The sequence below is a fragment of the Pseudomonas frederiksbergensis genome, from assembly GCF_003732665.1.
Lineage (GTDB): Bacteria > Pseudomonadota > Gammaproteobacteria > Pseudomonadales > Pseudomonadaceae > Aquipseudomonas > Aquipseudomonas frederiksbergensis_G.
The window spans coordinates 99,767-119,462 of sequence record NZ_MOBP01000010.1 but is presented as its reverse complement, the minus strand read 5'-3'; the positions used below and the strand labels follow the sequence as shown (position 1 = coordinate 119,462).

Sequence of the window (19,696 nt, the reverse complement as noted above, 5' to 3'; positions counted from 1 at the left end):
TTGTTGAGCCTTAGCGCAAAGAAAATATAACGCCAATTTTTTACTCTTGAACATCGGGAAACGAGTACTTTTCAGATATTGCTACGAAACTTGTACCGGTGCTTTCCCTCCCGGGCAGTTGACTCCTGCGGAAGAGCAAATCGATCTACTCCATCCCTGTCCGGCGAAATATTGCCGGCGGCTGACCTTACTACTTTCCTATCGGCACTTTCACGAGGAATGTAGTTCCACGCTCGATGTCGGAGACTACGTCGATAGTCCCGGAGTGAGCGGCCACGATCTCGGAGGCGATATATAGACCTAGGCCCAGGCCGGTGCTAGAGCCGAGGTCAAGAGACGCGTGTTGAGAGAACCGTCCCATGGGGTTGAAAATGAAGGGCAGAATATCCTTCGGGATCGGCTCACCAAAGTTGTGGACGACGAAAACGACGCTGCCGTCTTTTACTTCCAGTGAAACCTTAATAGGAAACTGCAAATCGCCATGCTCTACAGCATTGCCGAGCAGATTGGAAAATACTTGCTCCATACGGGCGCCATCGAACTCACCGCGAGCCGATGCCTCCACTTTAAAGACGATTTGCGCGCTTGGATGAGCGGTGTGGATTTCTTCAACGATGCGTGTGCACAGTGGCGCGAGGTCAATATTTCCCTTTTTGACGGGAATCCCAGGGCCCATTTGGCAGCGGGTTAGATCCAGCAAGTCGCCGACGATCTGACTGGCTCGTCTGACGCTGGTATATATTCCCAATGCAATTTTAGTCTTACGTGCCCCCATATCAACCGCTCGCCGCAACACATCGGCACCGAGCAAAATAGCGCCCAGTGGCGTGCGCAAATCATGGCCAAGGATGCCCAAAAAAACGTTGCGTGAAGCCTCTACCGCGCGTGAGTAGCTCGCAATCGATTCGGCGAGAGCCTGATCAATGGCTTCGTTGAAGCGAATCATATCGTCCACTTCCAGAACGGTCCCTGCCTTCATCTGACCCAACCATTGACTGAGGACGCTTGTCCTCAACGCACGATACTCAGAGACCATCTGATCCAGCGTGAAACCTGCCATTAAACGCGTGACCGCATGGGTCTCGGCAGCGGTTTCCAACTCCTCGATAGGAGCGTTACCCTGGGCCTTGGCAATTTGCTCCTGCGCAGACTGGTACGTGCACAGGTCTATCGCTATTGCACGAAGCATCTGTTCGGCGTGATCGCGCAGAGCCTTGGAGTCCAGAGCTTCGCCAGGGATCTCAATGGTTCTTGCGAAGTCTTCCCACGCTTGCAGAATCGGTTCGAGATTTTTGATGATGAAGTCAGACAGGCGCATGCCGTTGATCCTGGTATGGAGTCGTAATCGAGGTCGAAAACGGGAGCGAAACAACTTGATTGAATTAGAGCACCGATTAAGTCACTTGGCATGAATGGCCAGCATTGAGGCCTGTTCACTTTCAAGGTAAGTCACAAACCCCCCTGCATGAGCGCAAGCCCACTCAGGGGACTTTGCAGCATTGAACAACGTCTCTGCAGCCGGTGATTCTTGTCGGAGGTTGGTAAGTCGTATCAGCATGGACGAGGGGGCTTGGCAGGTGGGATTTCATCAAGCTCGTCCCAGGGACGTGACTGAAAAAGCGCTCTCGGACACTTGGGGTTGTGAGGGAAATCGCTTCCCCTATCCAGTTCCGACTGCGAGGCGCTGCATGACCTGCAAGTGACGACTTTCTGTGAAAGGCTCCAGTTATGGTGCCAAACGATGAGTCGTTCTGAAGGAGTCATGATGATCACAAGTTCGACAAGATTTGTACGATATTAGATTTTTGTACAGCTTCCTGCGAGCGTTTTTCAGCGGCCTGAAATCCTTCTATACCCACCGGCGAAACGACGCTAAGCACAATCCAATTTTAGTGGTAACGGCATTATCGGGGGGGGGGCGATGCCACCCTCGCTATGGACGATTTACTCAAGCAGGATCTACTGCAAAAAATGGTTTTTATTACCCCAGTGGACTTGGGCTTTGTAGGCAGTGGGTAGCAGATATTGCCAGGAGTCGTCACTGGGACGGGAGGGGAATTGACTGGATGGCTGTTGCGGCGATACGTCGAAGCAAAGCATCTCCTGCTTTCACGTTGATCGCCTCTTCGCTCAGCTCAGATTTCTTGCATTTTGTGAGCGGTCGAGCCACGAGTTTATGTGTTCCGATGGTGACGCCGAAGTAGGCAATCTCACCGTTGAAAATATCGGCCGCAGGCTTTCCATCAATGGACAAACGAATCATGCAGCCCCCATCCAGCACTGAGTCGTGTATGACTACCAGTTGAGCATCAGATTTTTTTAAGTAGCCATACAGGCGAGATGCTGGAACCGGATCGCCGTCTTCCGCCAACTTCGGCGTCGAGGTGCACGCGGAGAGTGAGGCAAACACCATAAGGAAAATGAATTTTTTCATCCTGTCCCCTTACTGATTTCCATCAATACCCTCAGGGTAAACCGAGGGTTAAAATTTTTAATCTTTTTTCGGCCGTTTTGTCAAAAAGCTCGGAAAGTACCTCTCCCTGGCCTGCTGTGATACCGCCTGCACAGACCAATCCCTGCACGAATCCGTAAGCCTGGGCGCCGCTCTTGATGGCCAAAATCATTGATCCAGCGCTTTCAATTTCAGCAAGTACTTTCTCAGCCTGCTGGCGGATGGCTTCGGGCAAATCATTGATGACTTCGTTCATGGTTCGCTCCACATACTTTCCTTCTGAACCTCATCGGCGGTAAGGCATCAATGTCACGTGAACTACATGACCGGGACCGAGGAGCAGAGGTTCAAAATAGAGCCATAGCATGCGATACATGGAGGTAGCCAAATTCATATTCAAGAACAAGTGAGCAGACAGGGTAATCAGGGCAAGACGTCGATTGGACTTTAAAGCTATGGCAGTTCCTCCCACCTGACTTGCGTCAAGCCGGCGCTTTGCGCGTGGCTGCTCAGGGCTCCATAGTTTTGTTGATCACAATCCATTTCGTACAGAAGGCCCACTCCAGCGTGCAGGCAGGCGTAATACCAGGCGTCGGCATCGGTCATATGCAAATCAGGCTGAATGAAGACATGCTGAGTATTTTTGAGGCGGTATCTGATTTCAAAGTGTCTTGGTAGATTCATCGAGATCTCCAAATGATCTCGATGTGACATTAATGGCGCAGTGCCAGTTCCGCCCTGTGAGCCAAGTGGCGTCTTACCCCGGAGTCTGACGGGAGACTCGTATGGCCATTGCGATGACTGAGTCTTCGGCGATTTTTCAGTTAATGTCGAACGAGCCAAACTTTCTCATCACCGACCGTCGCTGAGACGTATCGAACTTAATTGACGAATGTCGACTCTTGATACGGGTATAAAGATTCGTAATTTCGGATCAGACCAGACATGGCGGTACAAAAATGCTGAGCACTGACGACTTTCGATTCAAATCTCATGAGCTTCTCCTTGAGCTTGATGGGGCGACTAAAGAAATGATGATGTTGGTGTCATCTCATGAGACGACAGGAGAGCGATGGATGCAGGCGACATGGAGGCATCGCTTCGCTTACACCGCCTGGAATACTTTCGTAAACGACTCAAGCCCGCCTCATCCTATTAGCCACATCCCCTGACGCAAATTTGTTGTGAAGGCGCCTTCTGAATGAGCGCCGAATCAGTTTTTAGCGAAGATGCACTGGACGAAAGTGCTGGTCATCTTGGAGGCAGCCAGCCTTTTTCTTCGGTTGATCATGTCTGCGAACGATCTAATCTTGGGGAATCTTGTCCATTAGCGAAAAAAAACGGTATGTCACAGCGTCTATATTTGGTCTCTCCAATCGAGTCGACCATGAAGTCCGCCCCGCCAATTCGCTCCTAAGATAGGACATCTATCGAGAGAAAATGTGGTCGAGGCATACGTTCGTATCGCGAAATTGTCAGGGACAAGACGTGATTTCATCGCCCTCCGAGAGATCTACCTCGAACGGATAGCGATGACAAAAGCTCTGATAGAAGAAATGGATGCCCGTATTCGCGAGCATTATCAAAGGTTACTTGGATGGACATCCGAGGAGCGGGTAATCGGAGCAAGCGGGCTGTTATCATCCAACGTCTGCCACGACCGAATTTCCTCCTGTAAACCACCGCATAGTTAGAGGCATAGATTTGACCTGTCAACTACGCCTGCTGGGCATTGCATGATCTACAACTGATCCGCCCGCCATAAAGTCGCCAAATTGCATTCCATTCTAAAACCATCTCCGAGGGTGTAATTTGTATTTCCTCAATGAACGCTATTGGCCGATTGGTGCCGGCCTTGGAGGCCAGTGACGAGCCAAAAAAACTTACGTTTACAAGGCATCTACGCTAAGGCGACGGCTTGAAGTGCCCTATTCAGACCAAGCAATGCCGAGTGTGATGGAGCGCTGGAACGACGTGTGTCTATGTGAGTGACACACCCACGGCGGCGATGAGCAGACACAAAACGCTTATTGTAAAAAGCAGGATAAGCAGTACCTTTTTGATCATGTTGTACGCCGCCCCAAACGCTGAGTATAGACGGTCGCCCGTTTACGACTGCCTCGGTCGATTGCGGGTTGCGGTCGCGATTGTGCTTTCCAATTGAGCCAGCGTGTAAGGCTTCTTTAGAAAAGACGTTGAAAGCGGGATCAACTGCTCGTCCACAGAATAGCCAGAGACGAGTATCGAAGGAATGGAAGGCCACCGTTCGTTCGCCATGCGTATAAATTCGGTGCCTCGCATCCCTCCGGGCAAACCTTGATCCGCGATGATGAAGGAGCAATCGCCTTCAATATGTACTAGGTAGCTCAGTGCCTGAACGGCGTTGTCGAAACCCGCCGAGGCATATCCAAGCTCCGCCAACAATTCCTCTAAAAGCATCCTGACAACCGGTTCGTCCTCGATAACGATGACGCGCCCATGTACAGGCCGCCCGCCTTTCCGATCTAAGCTCACGCTGGCTTTCCTTATGCGGATTACCGCTGACTCTGTAGGTAGAGTGTAAGAGTTTTTTTAAGCGTAGGGTGGCTAAAGGGTGACCTAGGAAGAGCACAGGGAGAAAATGGATTTCACCGGCGCTGACGGGCCGCTTCTGAGGATGAGGCGACATTGGTGTTGCTGCGGGAGATGGGGCGGGGGGGGCTTTAGCCCGTCCCATTGAGCGAAGTGAACGATTTGAACCAGTTGTTATGCATGTTTTACTAGCCGTTTCTTTAAATGATACAAGGTAGTGCCAATTGGGCGATCCTCAAGAACACCATAAATCTCATATCCATGCCGCTCATAGAACTTTTTAGCATCAACGGTTTTTAGGAATGCAACTACTGCCCCATTGTTGGCACCAATCGCTTCTGCTTTTTCCAAAAGCATAGATCCTACTTTTTTACCGCGATGAGATTCCTTAACCCAAAAGATGTCAATTTCTAAGCCATCCCAGTAACAATTACAGCTTATTGCACCGATGTAGTCGCCTACTTCATCTTATGCAATCACTATAAATATTTTATCTTCCGATTCTGGTGGTAGATTTGGATATTGAATTCGAAGATATTCTGAAAACCTATTATTCAGAACTCCTTTATCCTTTTCTGTTGGAGAACCCAATACATCAATCTTAATTTCCAATTTATTTCTCCTTAAATTCAACTTTTAGGTGCCGAACGGCTTTTGGCATAACATTTCATGTTTAAGCGTAACCCCTTGAGCAATCAAAAAATCGACGTTGTAAACGCGACATCAAGAAGGGGGGAGCGACATATTACTTTCACATTACTGACGTATTAACTGCGTGTCCATGGTCTGCTTTTGGCCGATTGCTGTCTGTGGGGAAGGTTCGCAGTCGACCCAAAGCAGCCGTTAAAATTCACCCAACTGAAACCAACGCCGATGTTGAGCGTTGTAGGAAAGGTCAGATCTTCTGGAGGGGATATCCAGGCTGGAGGAGCGTCGCTACCGCAAGTACGAGATCGTCCAACGCCCATGGTTTGTGCAGATAAATCGTTGATGGTGGAATCATCGCGTCTTCGATTGCATACCCCGATGTCAAAATCGAAGATACGCCAGGCCATTTGCTCCTCACCATTGCGATGAATTCGGCGCCTTGTATCTGACCCGGTAATCCCTGATCCACAATCACAAGCGGGCAGGGACCATGAGCCTCTAGTAGATAAGTCAACGCATCGTCAGCGCTTTCGAAGGCACAAGACTGGACACCGATTTCAGACAAAATATCTGTCATGAGCGTGCACAGAGTGGGGTCGTCTTCGATGACTATAATTTTCCCTGATACGGGGAGTAAATGGTTCCAACCAACGTTCACACGCGTGTCCTTTTTTCTTCGGCAGAAGCTACCCTGCATGAAACCACTCATCTATTTAGATGAGAATATCGTCTAACGACCCGGTCGTTATAGGTAAGCACACGAATCTATGGGGGCTGTTATGTCTTCCTCTAACCCTTCAAATTTACCAGATGAAACAGATCAACGTCCCCAGTCGGGAATTTATGCCTTGGTGAATACGTCTGCTCAGCACAGGGCGGTCATACGTTCCTTAGCTGCGGAGGTTCTAGAGCAGCGTAAGCGGTTTTCTCAACAGAGAGAGATATTCAAAAGCCGAATTTCAGAGCTGAAAGAAATGCTCGCAGCTATAGACGTACAGGAGCGGTTGCAGCCAACAGCTTTACCTGGTTGGTCCCGTTGGGATGAGAGAAGCGAGGTAAGCGATTCATCTGACGAGGAGTGTAGGAAACTAGCTTGCAAATGCATCTCGGACCTCGACTAGTGCCTGCCATGGCTGAACTCCTAGTGTCGCCTCCCTGCATCCCGACACATGGACAAAATCTACCCCAGCCTCTCGCTGTTCAGCGTGGCAGGTCCTACAAACGAAAGTATCTTCTGAAATCTTCCATTTCGCGTGCCACTGCAAAAGTCTTTCCGTTGGAGTCATTGCTATTAGCTCTTAGATTCGGAAGAGATTTATCTGCTGCTTCAGTATGAACGGTGAGAGCGTTGATCAGCGTTATGGGATGATCCTACTCGCGATTCGTTTTATCGGGTGAGCCTTTCTATTCCGCCGGCGGACCGACTCGAGCGAAACTGAAGGGGATGGTTCCGGGGACAAGGCTGGGAAATCCAATCAGCTCCTCTGTGAGCGACTGATCAGTCTGTGTATCCCAGATAACTCGATCTTGCTGGCCTGACGCAGTCATGGATCGGCCGTCAGCTTTTGGCCGTTCACTGCCGGTCATGTTTGCTAAGGAGGTGGGTCGAATCCGGCGTAGATGGCTAGTTAGGTCGAATGCAAATGGGTGGTCAGGTCAGTGTAATTACCCAGGCGTCAGCGGATCTGGAGAAGCGGCTCGAGCCAGCGGCGAGTTCAGCTAGTCTTCCCGTACCAGTTACTCAAGGATGATATCCATGCCAGATAACTCTGAGGCCAACATAGCCACAGCAGACGCACTCACACTGCTTCTGCACAACCAGCACGCCATATGTGCTGCCATTGAGGAAGTGACCAAGTGGCTTTCTGATAATGGAGTGGGGAGCGTTGCCGCTAACGCAATTGCGGCCATGGCAACGCTGGACCGCAATGCTCAAGAAATCACAGGCGCCATCATGCGACTACGGCAGTTATAGGTATGCCTTAGCTGATACGGGCATATTCAAATTTATTTGCCCTTTCCGCTTGATAAGTGACACCCATAGTGCAACAGTATTAGTAGAACACCCTAACTGATACGTGAGGCACATCATGTTCATCCGCGCATATCTCCGAGCATCAACCGAAGAGCAAGACGCCAGCCGCGCCCAGGCCTCGCTTGAACAGTTCGCCAGCGACCATAACAAGGACATTGCGAGCGTGTATCTGGAGAATGCCAGCGGCGCCTCCGCAGACCGGCCCGAGTTGCTGCGTCTGCTCAAAGATGCGCGCAAGGGTGACGTGCTGCTGGTGGAGTCGATAGACCGGCTTTCCCGATTGCCGGTGGAGGACTGGCAGAAGCTCAAGGCCACGATTGATTCCAAGGGCCTGCGCATCGTCGCGCTCGATCTGCCGACCAGTCATCAGGGAATGCAGGACACGAAGGGCGACGAGTTCACCGGGCGGATGCTTGGCGCTATCAACTCGATGCTGGTGGAAATGATGGCCGCCATTGCGCGCAAGGATTACGAGCAACGCCGCGAGCGTCAGGCCCAGGGTATCGAGAAGGCCAAAGCTGCCGGTAAGTATCAGGGCCGGCCGATTGATGAAAATCTGCACAAGCGCGTTACGGAACTGCTCGGTGCAGGCCTTGGCATCCGCGCAACAGCCAGGCACGCCAACTGCTCAACCACCACAGTCCTCAGGATCAGGGACTTGGCCAGCGCCTGAATGCGAATCCACTGTCGATTTCTGCCTGTCCGCTGTTAGCTATGGGTAGTTCTCTGGCCCCCCGTAACAGGCGGAAATCGGCCAGAAGCTGCCTGTACTAGACGTCCGCTTTTAGCCGGTTTCAGCCCTTCGAGACGGGCAGAAGTCGGACAGAAGCGGACCATGGGTTCGCGGTATTGGTAGTAAATTTTCCAATTGATTTAGGTTCCAAAAATGGGCAGAGCCAAGGAAAAGAATTCGACAGACGACTACCGCTCCCTCGACATTCGGGCGCTACACCGTGCCGGGCTGCTGCGCGCTGGCTTTGCTTACAAATGGGTGTGGAAGCGCAGTGGCGAATTGGTCGGGACAATCGGCATCGACGTCGAAAGCCTGACCCGTCTGCGCCTGCAGTATCGAGTGACAACGAATGGAGTAACCGAGTCGAAGGAATATCCCGTCCCGATCACCTGGACACCCTGTCACTTAGGGGGAAATCGAGGGTGGTTCCTGTGTCCCTGTTGTGGCCGGCGAGTCGCCGAGCTGTACCTGAGCCGCGTGTTCGCCTGCCGTCACTGTCTGCGTCTCAACTACGAGAGCCAGCAGGCCAACAAGCGCGACCGCGCCGCAGACCATTCGTGGAAGCTGCGCAGCGCCCTAGGCTGCCCCGAAGGTTTCCTAACCTTACCTGCCGAATACATTCCAAAGCCGAAGGGCTTGCACTGGCGGACCTTCGAGCAAAAGGTGGAACAGATCAAGCGTTTAGACGCCGCTGCCTGGGCCGATGCCGGGCCTATGAGAGAAAGCATCGAACGCTGGCTGGAAGATGGCCACTGGTGATTGAGAAGCTCAAATACATAGCGTGCACCTGCCCTACCGAAAATGGGAGATTGAGCACTGCCGATACAACCCTTCATGAGAGGCGAAAACCGGAAATAAAAAGCCCCGCCTGAGCATAGTCCGGCGGGGCTTCTTTTTACCTGCTGCTGCCACCCTGCTGTCACGAGTTTCTAAGCTGTCAGGCGAAATATGCTGGAAGCATTGAATTATATGGTGTCCCAGGGCAGGTTCGAACTGCCAACCTTCCCCTTAGGAGGGGGATGCTCTATCCAATTGAGCTACTGAGACACAAGTCGCCCGCGGGAACCGCAGCGCGATGGACGGCGAGCATGTTAACGGGCAGGCCTGCTTTTGTCATGTCGTCCTTCGGCTTTTTGAGTGTAGGCAAACGCCTTAAGCCATCAGAGACCCGCTTACCATGCAATTTGCATCACTTCAAAACGCCATCATTGCAAATTGCACTACCGTCGCTTTACGAAACACCATTAAATCGTTGTTTTTAAAGGACTTAATAGCCGTTAGACTCTTGGCACGCGGACTGCTTGAGCTGTTCTCCAAGAACAAAGGAGAACAACCCCGATGAACAGCACCCTTTTACTCTCGAATGTGATCGCCTTGGTCCTGCTGCTCGGCTTTCAATTTGCCCCCGAGGGTAAGGCTGAGGTAGTTGCTCAACGTATGCCCCATTACCTTCAATTACAGAAAGCCCCGCAATTGGCAGTCATGAGTGATCAGCACGCCTTTGTAAATCAGGAAGTGAGCCAAAATAACCCACGGCTACAGACCCCTTCTTCCGAACGATTGATTTTTTGACCCCCTACCCGGAGCAGCGCATGTCCAAATTAGCCATTGGATTTTTTTTCCTGGCCTTGTTGAGCGGCATTCTTCATCTCTCTTTAAGCCAAGAAGGGACGATCACCCTCCCCTTGATTGCGTGCGGTGTATTTGGCGCCCTGTTCATGCTGGCACTAATTGCCGGGCGTCGGATCAAGTTTGATCCAGTGCTACGCTGAGCTGAGCAGATCCCGTAGCGCTCGACCGTATCAGCCACGTCACCAGAATTATCGAGTCCTTGGATAGGTATCTGGTCATTCGCTCGTGATTTACTAAAGGCCGTTGCGCAGCCCGAACTCCGCCGGAAAATGCCCAACCGCGTCCTCACCCAGCGCGATCCGGCTCAAAGCTTGTAACCCCGTCGCGCCACCCCGCCCTAATGCTTGCAACGGTTTTCGAACCGGGTCGATGAGCCAATCTCTGCCAGATCCGGGAGCTGTTGTCAGATAAATCAATCTGCCATCCATCCCGAAATCACCCCGCCCTACTGTTCTCCTCTAGTAAATCGGCCATTTGCCACTATCCTATACAGGGTAAGGAACAATGATCGAATCCGCATAGCGTGCGCCTCCCGGCGTCTTTGGACGCCACTTGAGGGGCAAGAGGACGCGGTCAGAAACACGGACCAGGGCAAACTTTTCAAACCAGTCCGCATTTCTGATAATTGGTGCTGGCATAACGCCTTTATCCAGTTCAATATTTGTCACAGAATTGACGCCAATGAACTGGCTACTTTGAGGCATGATGCGAGCCTCTATCAATTCAGGTTGAACATTTGGCCAGAGTGCTTGTCCTATCAGACATCCTGCGGCCAATCCCGAGAACCGCTCCCCTGAACTAACCGGTTAAATATATGCGCCCATTGAAACAGGCAATTTATTCCAGCCGTACGGCTGACAAGTTTGTCGTACGTCTGCCAGACGGAATGCGTGAGCGCATTGCCGAGGTGGCTCGCAATCATCATCGCAGCATGAACTCCGAAATCATTGCGCGCCTTGAGCAGAGTCTTATTCAAGAAGGTGCACTGGGCGAAGAGCTGAGCATGCGCCTGGACAGCCCAGAGCTGTCGTTGCACGAACGCGAACTGTTGCAACGCTTCCGCCAACTCTCCCACCGTCAGCAAAACGCTCTTGTTTCGCTGATCGCCCATGACGCTGAAATGGCCGCAGACGCGTCCTGATCCACCCAAAAAAATTCAAGCCAGCATAACCGCTGGCTTTTTTTTGCCTGGAATTCGAGGCATAAAAAAGCCCGCCAATTTGGCGGGCTTCAGAGATGCGAATCAGAGCAGGAAGATTGTAGCCAACCCAAGGAAGATGAAAAACCCACCGCTGTCGGTCATGGCCGTGATCATCACACTGGCACCCATTGCCGGGTCGCGCCCCAGGCGCGCCAGGGTCATGGGAATCAATACCCCCATTAACGCCGCCAGCAGCAGGTTAAGTGTCATCGCTGCAGTCATCACGACGCCAAGGGACCAGCTACCATAGAGCAGATAGGCGACGACACCAATCACCCCACCCCAGACCAGGCCATTGATCAAACCTACTGCAAGCTCTTTGCGCATCAAGCGCGAAGTATTGCCGGTACTGACCTGATCCAGCGCCATAGCCCGAACGATCATGGTAATCGTCTGGTTACCCGAGTTGCCCCCAATACCTGCCACGATCGGCATCAATGCCGCGAGCGCTACCAGCTTTTCAATGGAGCCTTCGAACAGGCCAATGACTCGCGAAGCTACAAATGCAGTCACCAGGTTAACCGCCAGCCAGGACCAGCGGTTACGCAGGGATTTCCAGACTGACGCAAAAATGTCTTCTTCTTCCCGCAGACCCGCCATGTTGAGAACTTCGTTTTCGCTCTCTTCACGAATCAGGTCGACCATTTCATCGATGGTCAGACGGCCAATCAGCTTGCCGTTCTTGTCGACGACGGGCGCAGAGATCAAGTCATAACGCTCGAACGCCTGGGCGGCATCGTAAGCATCTTCATCCGGGTGAAAACTCACCGGATCACTGGCCATGACTTCAGCAACCTGCTTGTCCGGGTCGTTGACCAACAAACGCTTGATCGGCAACACGCCCTTGAGCACGCCGTCGTAGTCCACCACGAACAATTTGTCCGTATGTCCGGGCAACTCCTTGAGACGACGCAGGTAGCGCAGAACCACTTCGAGACTGACATCCTCACGGATGGTCACCATTTCGAAGTCCATCAGTGCGCCGACTTGCTCCTCGTCATAAGACAACGCGGAGCGAACGCGCTCACGCTGCTGTCCATCAAGGGTTTCCATCAGCTCATGGACGACGTCTCGCGGCAGCTCGGAAGCCAGGTCAGCAAGTTCGTCGGCATCCATGTCCTTGGCCGCAGCCAGGAGCTCGTGATCGTCCATGTCGGCGATCAGCGTTTCACGAACCGAATCGGATACTTCGAGAAGGATGTCGCCGTCACGATCCGCCTTGACCAATTGCCAGAGCGTAAGACGATCGTCCAGCGGCAAGGCTTCAAGGATGTAGGCAACGTCGGCGGAGTGCAGATCATCGAGCTTGCGTTGCAGCTCGACGAGGTTTTGGCGGTGAACCAGGTTCTCGACCCGGTCGTGATGCGGGCCTTCCTGACGGTGAGTCAGGTCTTCGACCACTCGCTGACGCTGCAACAGCTCAACGACTTGAGCCAGGCGGTCCTGCAAGCTTTCCTGCGTTTTCTTTACTTCAACTTCAGACATAGGCGAACTCCACTCCCAGCAGCGGGGCACGCCGGAAGGATCAATCAGTCAATTCATGATTGGAAAAACGGGGTACTGAGTAACTACTGGGTAAGTCCATGGAGGTTTTCCATAAGCCCCGGCGGGGCTGACGGGCGCAATGATACACCGCCTGACGGTTAAAAACGTTAAAAAATCGTGGCTGAAACAAGCGCTTGCAAGATAAACCTGAGCGCTGTCCTTATCCATTACTGCGACGACTTATTCTGAAAAGAAAACACACTGCAGTCGAAAAATGAAGCGGCTACCCTTCAGATGGAACGTCATGGAGGACGCCGAATGCCATCGATTGCAAACCTGCTTTTGATAACCACCCTGGTCTGCCTGTCACCCAAACTGCTGGCTGCGACCATTCACCGATGCGAGGCACCCGACGGACGCATTACCTTCACCACGATGAGCTGCAAGGCCGATGAGAGCCTTTCACTACAGCCAGTTCAGCCCTTCACCCCAGGCACCACCATTTCAGTCATGCCTGAAGCCTCCGCCCGGCTGGCCTCAAGCATGAATGAAAAAAAGCGGGAGCCGACCGTCGTCGGCCAATCTGAAGACAAATGCGGGAACCTGATCAACGCGAAGCAACGCCGAGAAGCGATCATCAATCAGCGAGTCATTGCCGGCATGAGCCAGCAGGACGTCGAAAGCGCTCTTGGCAAGCCGGACAAGATCAGTATTCGCAATTCAGCCACAAGCTACCGCTACGACCTGAAGAGAGGTCGCAGTGCTCATGTCGAATTCGATGAGAGAGGATGCGTCAAAGGAAAAGCCAAATCCCAGACGGCAAAAAGCCCGCGTTAAACGCGGGCTTTTTGGTGTTTGGTGCACTCGACAGGATTCGAACCTGTGACCGCTCGGTTCGTAGCCGAGTACTCTATCCAGCTGAGCTACGAGTGCATTTTGTGTTTTTAAACCAGACCACAACTGGTTGAAGCAAAGTCGCTCGCATTACTGCAAACAACTCTTAAATGGTGCACTCGACAGGATTCGAACCTGTGACCGCTCGGTTCGTAGCCGAGTACTCTATCCAGCTGAGCTACGAGTGCATTTGTTGCCGCGCATTATAGGCCGTCTAATCTCTATGTCAAACACTTTTTCTAGTAATTTCAACAACTTACCGAAGAAGCCAGATTACAACGTACTAAGCAAATAATGGCGGAGAACGGGGGATTCGAACCCCCGACACCCTTTTGAGGTGTACTCCCTTAGCAGGGGAGCGCCTTCGGCCACTCGGCCAGCTCTCCGCAACACGGGGCGTATCTTAACCAACCTTTTCCCCGTTTGCAAACATAAAAAACGATAAAAATTAATGGCTTGGTTCGTCGTCCTTCTCTTTCTTGATCCGCAAGTAGATTTCCTCGCGGTGAACAGCAACCTCTTTAGGCGCGTTAACGCCAATACGCACTTGATTTCCTTTGACGCCGAGCACGGTCACAGTGATTTCGCCATCACCAATAATCAGGCTTTCTGCGCACCGACGAGTCAGAATCAGCATACCTTTCTCCTCACGCATTACAGTTCAGGGACAACAGTCTGCAAAAAAAAGGCACTCGACCTACAACCGGAACGATCGCAGCCCTACATGCCTGAGTATTGACCAGCGCGAGCAAAAGAACAGAGTCCTGGGTCGCGCCATTCAAAAAAGACGAAGGGCGCGGTCAGACCGCGCCCTTCGGTAACGCATCACTCACCCTGACGGGCAGGCGCGTCCAGTTCGAAAGCCGTGTGCAGAGCGCGCACAGCCAGTTCCAGATACTTCTCTTCGATCACTACGGAGACTTTTATTTCCGAGGTCGAGATCATCTGGATATTGATGCTTTCCTTGGCCAGGGATTCGAACATGCGGCTGGCCACGCCTGCGTGTGAACGCATGCCGACGCCGACGATCGAGACCTTGGCGATCTTGATGTCGCCCACGACTTCACGGGCACCGATCTCGCGAGCGGTGTTTTCCAGCACGGTTTGTGCGGCCTGGAAGTCATTGCGGTGCACGGTGAAGGTGAAGTCGGTGGTGTTATCGTGCGCAACGTTCTGCACGATCATGTCGACTTCGATGTTCGCGCCGCTGATAGGCCCAAGAATCTTGAACGCCACACCCGGGGTGTCTGGCACGCCACGGATGGTCAGCTTGGCTTCATCGCGGTTGAAAGCGATGCCGGAAATGATCGGCTGTTCCATGGTTTCCTCTTCATCAATAGTAATGAGGGTGCCCGGACCCTCCTTGAAGCTGTGCAGTACGCGCAGCGGAACGTTGTACTTGCCGGCGAATTCCACCGCACGGATCTGCAACACCTTGGAACCGAGGCTGGCCATTTCCAGCATCTCTTCGAAGGTAATCTTGTCCAGGCGCTGAGCCACGGACACCACGCGTGGGTCGGTGGTGTAGACGCCATCCACATCGGTGTAGATCTGGCATTCATCAGCCTTCAAGGCCGCTGCCAGCGCCACACCGGTCGTGTCGGAACCGCCACGACCGAGGGTGGTGATGTTGCCGTGCTCGTCGACGCCCTGGAAACCGGCGACGACCACCACGCGACCTGCCTTCAAGTCACCGCGAATCTTCTGATCGTCAATCTGCAAGATACGCGCTTTATTGTGCGCGCTGTCCGTCAGAATCCGTACCTGATTGCCGGTGTAGGACACCGCTGGCACGCCGCGCTTGATCAGCGCCATGGCCAACAGGGCAATCGTCACCTGCTCACCGGTGGAGACAATCACATCCAGCTCACGGGGAACCGGTTGATTGTCGCCACTGATTTGCTTGGCCAGATCGATCAGACGGTTGGTCTCGCCGCTCATTGCAGACAGCACAACCACCAGGTCATCGCCGGCATCGCGGAATTTCTTAACCTTGTCGGCGACCTGCTCGATTCTCTCGACAGTGCCGACCGAGGTGCCTCCAAATTTCTGTACGATCAAAGCCATTTCAAAGCCGCCTCTGCCCATGAAGGGCGCCCAATAATCACTCAAACAGTTGCCGGCCCCGCCACTAGACCGCGAGCCCGGCAAACCGCCTTATAAACCCTGCTCTACAAATGGAACGGTCAGGGCCAATGCCGCATCCAGTGCACCGGCGTCTACACCACCGCCCTGCGCCATGTCCGGACGACCACCGCCCTTCCCGCCCACTGCCGCAGCGGCTTGCTTCATCAAATCACCGGCTTTGAGTTGGCCAGTCAGGTCTTTGGTTACGCCTGCAACCAGAACGACCTTTTCCTCATGGACACTGCCGAGCAGGATCACTGCGCGGCCGAGTTTGTTTTTCAGTTGATCGACCAGTGCCAACAGTGCCTTGCCATCCTGACCGTCCAGACGCACGGCCAGCACTTTCACACCTTTGACATCCAGTGCGCTAGCCGACAGATCGTCGCCCGCCGCGCTGGCAGCCTTGGCTTGCAACTGCTCGAGTTGCTTCTCCAGCAGACGGTTGCGCTCCAGCACAGCCGACAACTTGTCGATCAGGTTGTCGCGGCTGCCCTTGACCAGGTTGGCCGCTTCCTTGAGTTGTTCTTCGGCCGCATTCAAGTAGGCCAATGCCGCAGCACCGGTGACCGCTTCGATACGACGTACACCGGAGGCCACACCGCCTTCGCTGATGATTTTCAGCAGGCCGATGTCGCCGGTACGGTTGGCGTGGATACCGCCGCACAGCTCGACGGAGAAATCACCGCCCATGCTCAGCACACGCACGTTGTCGCCGTACTTCTCGCCAAACAGCGCCATCGCGCCTTTTTTCTTGGCGGTTTCAATATCGGTCTCTTCGGTTTCAACCGCGGAGTTCTTGCGAATCTCGGCGTTGACGATGTCTTCCAGGGCCTTCAACTGCTCAGGCTTGATCGCTTCGAAGTGGCTGAAGTCAAAGCGCAGGCGCTGACTGTCGACCAACGAACCTTTCTGCTGAACGTGTTCGCCCAACACCTGGCGCAATGCTGCGTGCAGCAAGTGCGTCGCCGAGTGGTTCAGCGACGTGGCGTGACGGACTTCGGCATCGACATGGGTCTCGACCGGTGCGCCGATGGTCAGGCTGCCCAACACCGCCACGCCGTGATGCAGGAAAGCACCACCGGTCTTGGTGGTGTCGCGCACGTCAAAACGGCTGCTGCCGACTTGCAGATAACCGCAATCGCCGATCTGGCCACCGGACTCAGCGTAGAACGGCGTCTGATTGAGGACGATCACGCCCTCTTCGCCTTCACTTAATACGTCGACCGACTGGCCTTCTTTATAGATAGCGACAATCTTCGCCGAACCGCTGGTGGCCTTGTAGCCGGTGAACTCGGTCGCCACGTCAACCTTGACCAAGGTGTTGTAGTCCAGACCGAACGAGCTGGCCGAACGCGCACGGACGCGCTGGGCTTCCATTTCACGCTCGAAGCCGACTTCGTCGACGGTCAGGTTGCGTTCGCGGGCGATGTCAGCGGTCAGGTCCATCGGGAAACCGTAGGTGTCATACAACTTGAACACCACGTCGCCCGGCACCACGGTGCCTTTGAGTTCCAGCAGATCCTGCTCGAGAATCTTCAGGCCGTGCTCCAGGGTCTTGGAGAACTGCTCTTCTTCAGCCTTGAGCACGCGTTCGATATTGGCCTGTTGCTGCTTGAGTTCCGGGAAGGCTTCGCCCATCTCGGCCACCAGCGCGGCAACGATCTTGTAGAAGAAGCTGCCGGTCGCGCCCAGCTTGTTACCGTGACGGCAGGCACGACGGATGATCCGGCGCAACACATAGCCGCGACCTTCGTTGGACGGCAGCACGCCGTCGGCAATCAGGAAACCGCAGGAACGGATGTGGTCGGAGACGACTTTCAGCGACGACTGATCGTCATTGCTGCAACCAATGGCCTGGGCCGACGCACTCAGCAGGTTCTTGAACAGGTCGATTTCGTAGTTGGAGTGAACGTGCTGCATCACCGCACTGATCCGCTCCAGGCCCATGCCGGTGTCTACCGACGGTGCTGGCAGCGGATGCAATACGCCATCGGCGGTGCGGTTGAACTGCATGAACACGTTGTTCCAGATTTCGATGTAGCGGTCGCCGTCTTCTTCCGGCGAACCCGGTGGGCCGCCCCAGATGTGGTCGCCGTGATCGTAGAAAATCTCGGTGCACGGACCGCACGGGCCGGTATCGCCCATGGTCCAGAAGTTATCGGACGCATATGGCGCGCCTTTGTTGTCGCCGATGCGGATCATGCGCTCGACGGGCACACCGATCTGCTTGGTCCAGATGTCATAAGCCTCGTCATCCGAGGCGTAGACCGTTACCCAGAGTTTTTCCTTGGGCAGTTTCAGGACGTCGGTCAGGAAGGTCCAGGCGTAGGTGATCGCGTCCTGCTTGAAATAGTCACCGAAGCTGAAGTTACCCAGCATTTCGAAGAATGTGTGGTGACGAGCGGTATAACCGACGTTTTCCAAGTCACTGTTCTTGCCACCGGCGCGCACGCACTTCTGGCTGCTGGTCGCACGGGTGTACGCACGTTTTTCCTGGCCCAGGAAGCAGTCCTTGAACTGGTTCATCCCCGCGTTAGTGAACAGCAGGGTTGGGTCGTTGCCCGGAATCAAAGAGCTGGAGGCTACACGGGTGTGGCCTTGCTCTTCGAAGAAGCGAAGGAAGGCTTCACGGATTTCTGCGCTTTTCATTAGGTTCTTCCACGGAGGCTGCGGCCAAAGGCCTGTGCAATACGTCAACAGACGAAGCGACGGCAAAGGGCCGCATTATATCGGCCCAGCGCGCGGGGTACAGCGTGTTTATACGATAGAAACGGTCAATTGGACGGCTAACGCTGTCAGTTGCGCGAAAACTCGACGAATGTAGCGATCACCTGCTCGATTTGTGAGCGGCTGACGTCCATGTGCGTGACCATCCGCAGACGACCGGCGGCGCTCAGCTTGATGCCGCGCTCGCCCGCGAATGCCTTGATGGCTTCGGCTTTGTCGCCCATGGCGACGTACACCATGTTGGTCTGTACCGGCTCGACCTCAAAACCGGCCTCGCGCAGGCCTTCGGCCAGAAATTGCGCATTGGCGTGGTCGTCGGCCAAGCGCTGGACGTTATTGTCCAGGGCGTACAAACCTGCCGCAGCCAGGAGGCCAGACTGGCGCATGCCGCCGCCGACCATTTTGCGCAGACGGCGCGCCTTGGCGATGAATTCGACCGGACCACACAGCACCGACCCGACGGGCGCGCCCAGGCCTTTGGACAGGCACACCGAAACCGAGTCGAAATGTTGGGTGATTTCCCGGGCATCGACACCCAGTTTGACCGCGGCGTTGTAAAGCCGCGCACCGTCCAGATGCAGGGCCAGACCGTGCGCGCGGGTGAAGGCTCGCGCCCGTGCCAGATACTCCAGCGGCAGGACCTTGCCCTGCATGGTGTTTTCCAGGGCAACCAATCGGGTGCGCGCAAAATGGAAGTCGTCCGGTTTGATCGCCGCGGCAACCTGGGCCAGGTCCAGTGATCCGTCAGCCTGCAATTCGATGGGCTGCGGCTGGATCGAACCGAGCACCGCCGCACCGCCACCTTCGTACTTATAGGTATGAGCCTGCTGGCCGACGATGTATTCCTCGCCGCGTTCGCAGTGCGCCATCAAACCCAGCAGATTGCTCATGGTGCCCGTCGGCACGAACAACGCCGCCGCAAAACCCAGCCGTTTTGCCAGTTCGGCTTCCAGACGATTGACCGTCGGATCTTCACCGTAAACGTCGTCACCGGTGGCGGCCTTGGCCATCGCGTCGAGCATCCCGGCGGTGGGTTGGGTGACGGTGTCGCTGCGAAGATCGATAACGCTCATGAATCTGGCCTCGGTTAGCAGGGGAAAATCCCTTTCAAGATGGAATTACTGCGGGCATAGCGACGAATAATCAACCCTCGGCTGAGGAATAGGTGCGTTAAGCCAACGAAAAACCCGA

At 54.1% G+C, this 19,696-nt stretch carries 21 protein-coding genes and 4 tRNA genes; 7 read left to right on the top strand and 18 right to left on the bottom strand.

All coding sequences use genetic code 11. The features are described 5' to 3' along the window. Positions 1–190: 190 nt before the first annotated feature. The 8 genes from BK665_RS16820 to BK665_RS16785 form a co-directional block, all read right to left on the bottom strand. The gene (locus BK665_RS16820) at positions 191–1,318 is read right to left on the bottom strand and encodes a sensor histidine kinase (protein ID WP_123407367.1); all 1,128 of its coding nucleotides are present in this window, start codon (positions 1,316–1,318) and stop codon (positions 191–193) included. Positions 1,319–2,038: 720 nt separating this feature from the next. Then, entirely contained in the window at positions 2,039–2,434 is a 396-nt protein-coding gene (locus tag BK665_RS16815) for a hypothetical protein (RefSeq protein WP_123407365.1), read from the bottom strand. Positions 2,435–2,465: 31 nt separating this feature from the next. Then, positions 2,466–2,708 carry a hypothetical protein gene (locus BK665_RS16810; RefSeq protein WP_123407363.1) on the bottom strand — a complete coding sequence of 81 codons (243 nt, stop codon included), beginning with the start codon at positions 2,706–2,708 and terminating at the stop codon, positions 2,466–2,468. 197 nt (positions 2,709–2,905) lie between these two features. After that, positions 2,906–3,136: a DUF6555 family protein gene (locus BK665_RS35185; RefSeq protein ID WP_123407361.1), complete on the bottom strand. Its 231-nt coding sequence runs from the start codon at positions 3,134–3,136 to the stop codon at positions 2,906–2,908. Positions 3,137–4,561: 1,425 nt separating this feature from the next. Then, positions 4,562–4,966 carry a response regulator gene (locus tag BK665_RS16795; protein ID WP_123407357.1) on the bottom strand — a complete coding sequence of 135 codons (405 nt, stop codon included), beginning with the start codon at positions 4,964–4,966 and terminating at the stop codon, positions 4,562–4,564. Positions 4,967–5,197: 231 nt separating this feature from the next. Then, the gene (locus tag BK665_RS34620; protein ID WP_221179258.1) at positions 5,198–5,473 is read right to left on the bottom strand and encodes a GNAT family N-acetyltransferase; all 276 of its coding nucleotides are present in this window, start codon (positions 5,471–5,473) and stop codon (positions 5,198–5,200) included. 18 nt (positions 5,474–5,491) lie between these two features. Beyond that, a complete protein-coding gene (locus BK665_RS34615) occupies positions 5,492–5,635 on the bottom strand; it encodes a hypothetical protein (protein WP_221179257.1) in 144 nt (47 codons plus the stop codon). A gap of 283 nt (positions 5,636–5,918) precedes the next feature. Then, the gene (locus BK665_RS16785) at positions 5,919–6,329 is read right to left on the bottom strand and encodes a response regulator (protein WP_259699614.1); all 411 of its coding nucleotides are present in this window, start codon (positions 6,327–6,329) and stop codon (positions 5,919–5,921) included. Between the two features lie 1,098 nt (positions 6,330–7,427). Here BK665_RS16785 and BK665_RS16780 point away from each other — a divergent pair. The 3 genes from BK665_RS16780 (at position 7,428) to BK665_RS34850 (ending at position 9,198) form a co-directional block, all read left to right on the top strand. Then, on the top strand, positions 7,428–7,646 hold the full coding sequence (locus BK665_RS16780) for a hypothetical protein (protein ID WP_123407353.1): 219 nt from the start codon (positions 7,428–7,430) through the stop codon (positions 7,644–7,646). Between the two features lie 115 nt (positions 7,647–7,761). After that, a complete protein-coding gene (locus BK665_RS16775) occupies positions 7,762–8,379 on the top strand; it encodes a recombinase family protein (protein WP_123407351.1) in 618 nt (205 codons plus the stop codon). Between the two features lie 213 nt (positions 8,380–8,592). Further along, positions 8,593–9,198, top strand: coding sequence for a hypothetical protein (locus tag BK665_RS34850; protein WP_259699613.1), 606 nt, complete (start codon positions 8,593–8,595; stop codon positions 9,196–9,198). Positions 9,199–9,409: 211 nt separating this feature from the next. On the opposite strand, the gene BK665_RS16765 is transcribed toward BK665_RS34850, so the two are convergent. After that, a tRNA-Arg gene (locus BK665_RS16765) sits at positions 9,410–9,486 on the bottom strand. Positions 9,487–9,777: 291 nt separating this feature from the next. Between BK665_RS16765 and BK665_RS16760 the strand changes: the two genes are divergently transcribed. After that, a complete protein-coding gene (locus BK665_RS16760) occupies positions 9,778–10,011 on the top strand; it encodes a hypothetical protein (RefSeq protein WP_123407349.1) in 234 nt (77 codons plus the stop codon). 20 nt (positions 10,012–10,031) lie between these two features. After that, complete coding sequence (locus BK665_RS16755; RefSeq protein ID WP_123407347.1) at positions 10,032–10,211, top strand: PA3371 family protein; 180 nt, start codon at positions 10,032–10,034, stop codon at positions 10,209–10,211. 345 nt (positions 10,212–10,556) lie between these two features. Here the strand turns inward: BK665_RS16755 and BK665_RS16750 are convergent, their stop codons facing one another. Continuing rightward, positions 10,557–10,775: a hypothetical protein gene (locus BK665_RS16750; protein ID WP_123407345.1), complete on the bottom strand. Its 219-nt coding sequence runs from the start codon at positions 10,773–10,775 to the stop codon at positions 10,557–10,559. Positions 10,776–10,885: 110 nt separating this feature from the next. Between BK665_RS16750 and BK665_RS16745 the strand changes: the two genes are divergently transcribed. Further along, positions 10,886–11,212, top strand: coding sequence for an Arc family DNA-binding protein (locus BK665_RS16745; protein WP_003178899.1), 327 nt, complete (start codon positions 10,886–10,888; stop codon positions 11,210–11,212). A gap of 102 nt (positions 11,213–11,314) precedes the next feature. On the opposite strand, the gene mgtE is transcribed toward BK665_RS16745, so the two are convergent. Next, entirely contained in the window at positions 11,315–12,757 is a 1,443-nt protein-coding gene (gene mgtE, locus BK665_RS16740; RefSeq protein ID WP_123407343.1) for a magnesium transporter, read from the bottom strand. A 318-nt stretch (positions 12,758–13,075) separates the two neighbouring features. Here mgtE and BK665_RS16735 point away from each other — a divergent pair, with 318 nt between their 5' ends. Further along, the gene (locus BK665_RS16735; RefSeq protein ID WP_123407340.1) at positions 13,076–13,594 is read left to right on the top strand and encodes a cell envelope protein SmpA; all 519 of its coding nucleotides are present in this window, start codon (positions 13,076–13,078) and stop codon (positions 13,592–13,594) included. Positions 13,595–13,613: 19 nt separating this feature from the next. Here BK665_RS16735 and BK665_RS16730 read toward each other — a convergent pair. The 7 genes from BK665_RS16730 to ltaE all read right to left on the bottom strand — a co-directional run bounded on the left by BK665_RS16730 (position 13,614) and on the right by ltaE (position 19,578). Further along, positions 13,614–13,690 (bottom strand) — tRNA-Arg (locus tag BK665_RS16730). A 72-nt stretch (positions 13,691–13,762) separates the two neighbouring features. Continuing rightward, positions 13,763–13,839 (bottom strand) — tRNA-Arg (locus BK665_RS16725). A gap of 107 nt (positions 13,840–13,946) precedes the next feature. Then, positions 13,947–14,037, bottom strand: a tRNA-Ser gene (locus BK665_RS16720). A gap of 62 nt (positions 14,038–14,099) precedes the next feature. Beyond that, on the bottom strand, positions 14,100–14,288 hold the full coding sequence (gene csrA, locus BK665_RS16715; RefSeq protein WP_003178872.1) for a carbon storage regulator CsrA: 189 nt from the start codon (positions 14,286–14,288) through the stop codon (positions 14,100–14,102). Between the two features lie 188 nt (positions 14,289–14,476). After that, positions 14,477–15,718 (bottom strand): aspartate kinase, encoded by a 1,242-nt coding sequence (locus BK665_RS16710; protein WP_123407338.1) that lies wholly within the window; start codon positions 15,716–15,718, stop codon positions 14,477–14,479. A 90-nt stretch (positions 15,719–15,808) separates the two neighbouring features. Next, on the bottom strand, positions 15,809–18,427 hold the full coding sequence (gene alaS, locus BK665_RS16705) for an alanine--tRNA ligase (RefSeq protein WP_123407336.1): 2,619 nt from the start codon (positions 18,425–18,427) through the stop codon (positions 15,809–15,811). Between the two features lie 146 nt (positions 18,428–18,573). Beyond that, entirely contained in the window at positions 18,574–19,578 is a 1,005-nt protein-coding gene (ltaE, locus tag BK665_RS16700; RefSeq protein ID WP_123407334.1) for a low-specificity L-threonine aldolase, read from the bottom strand. Between the last annotated feature and the right edge of the window lie 118 nt (positions 19,579–19,696).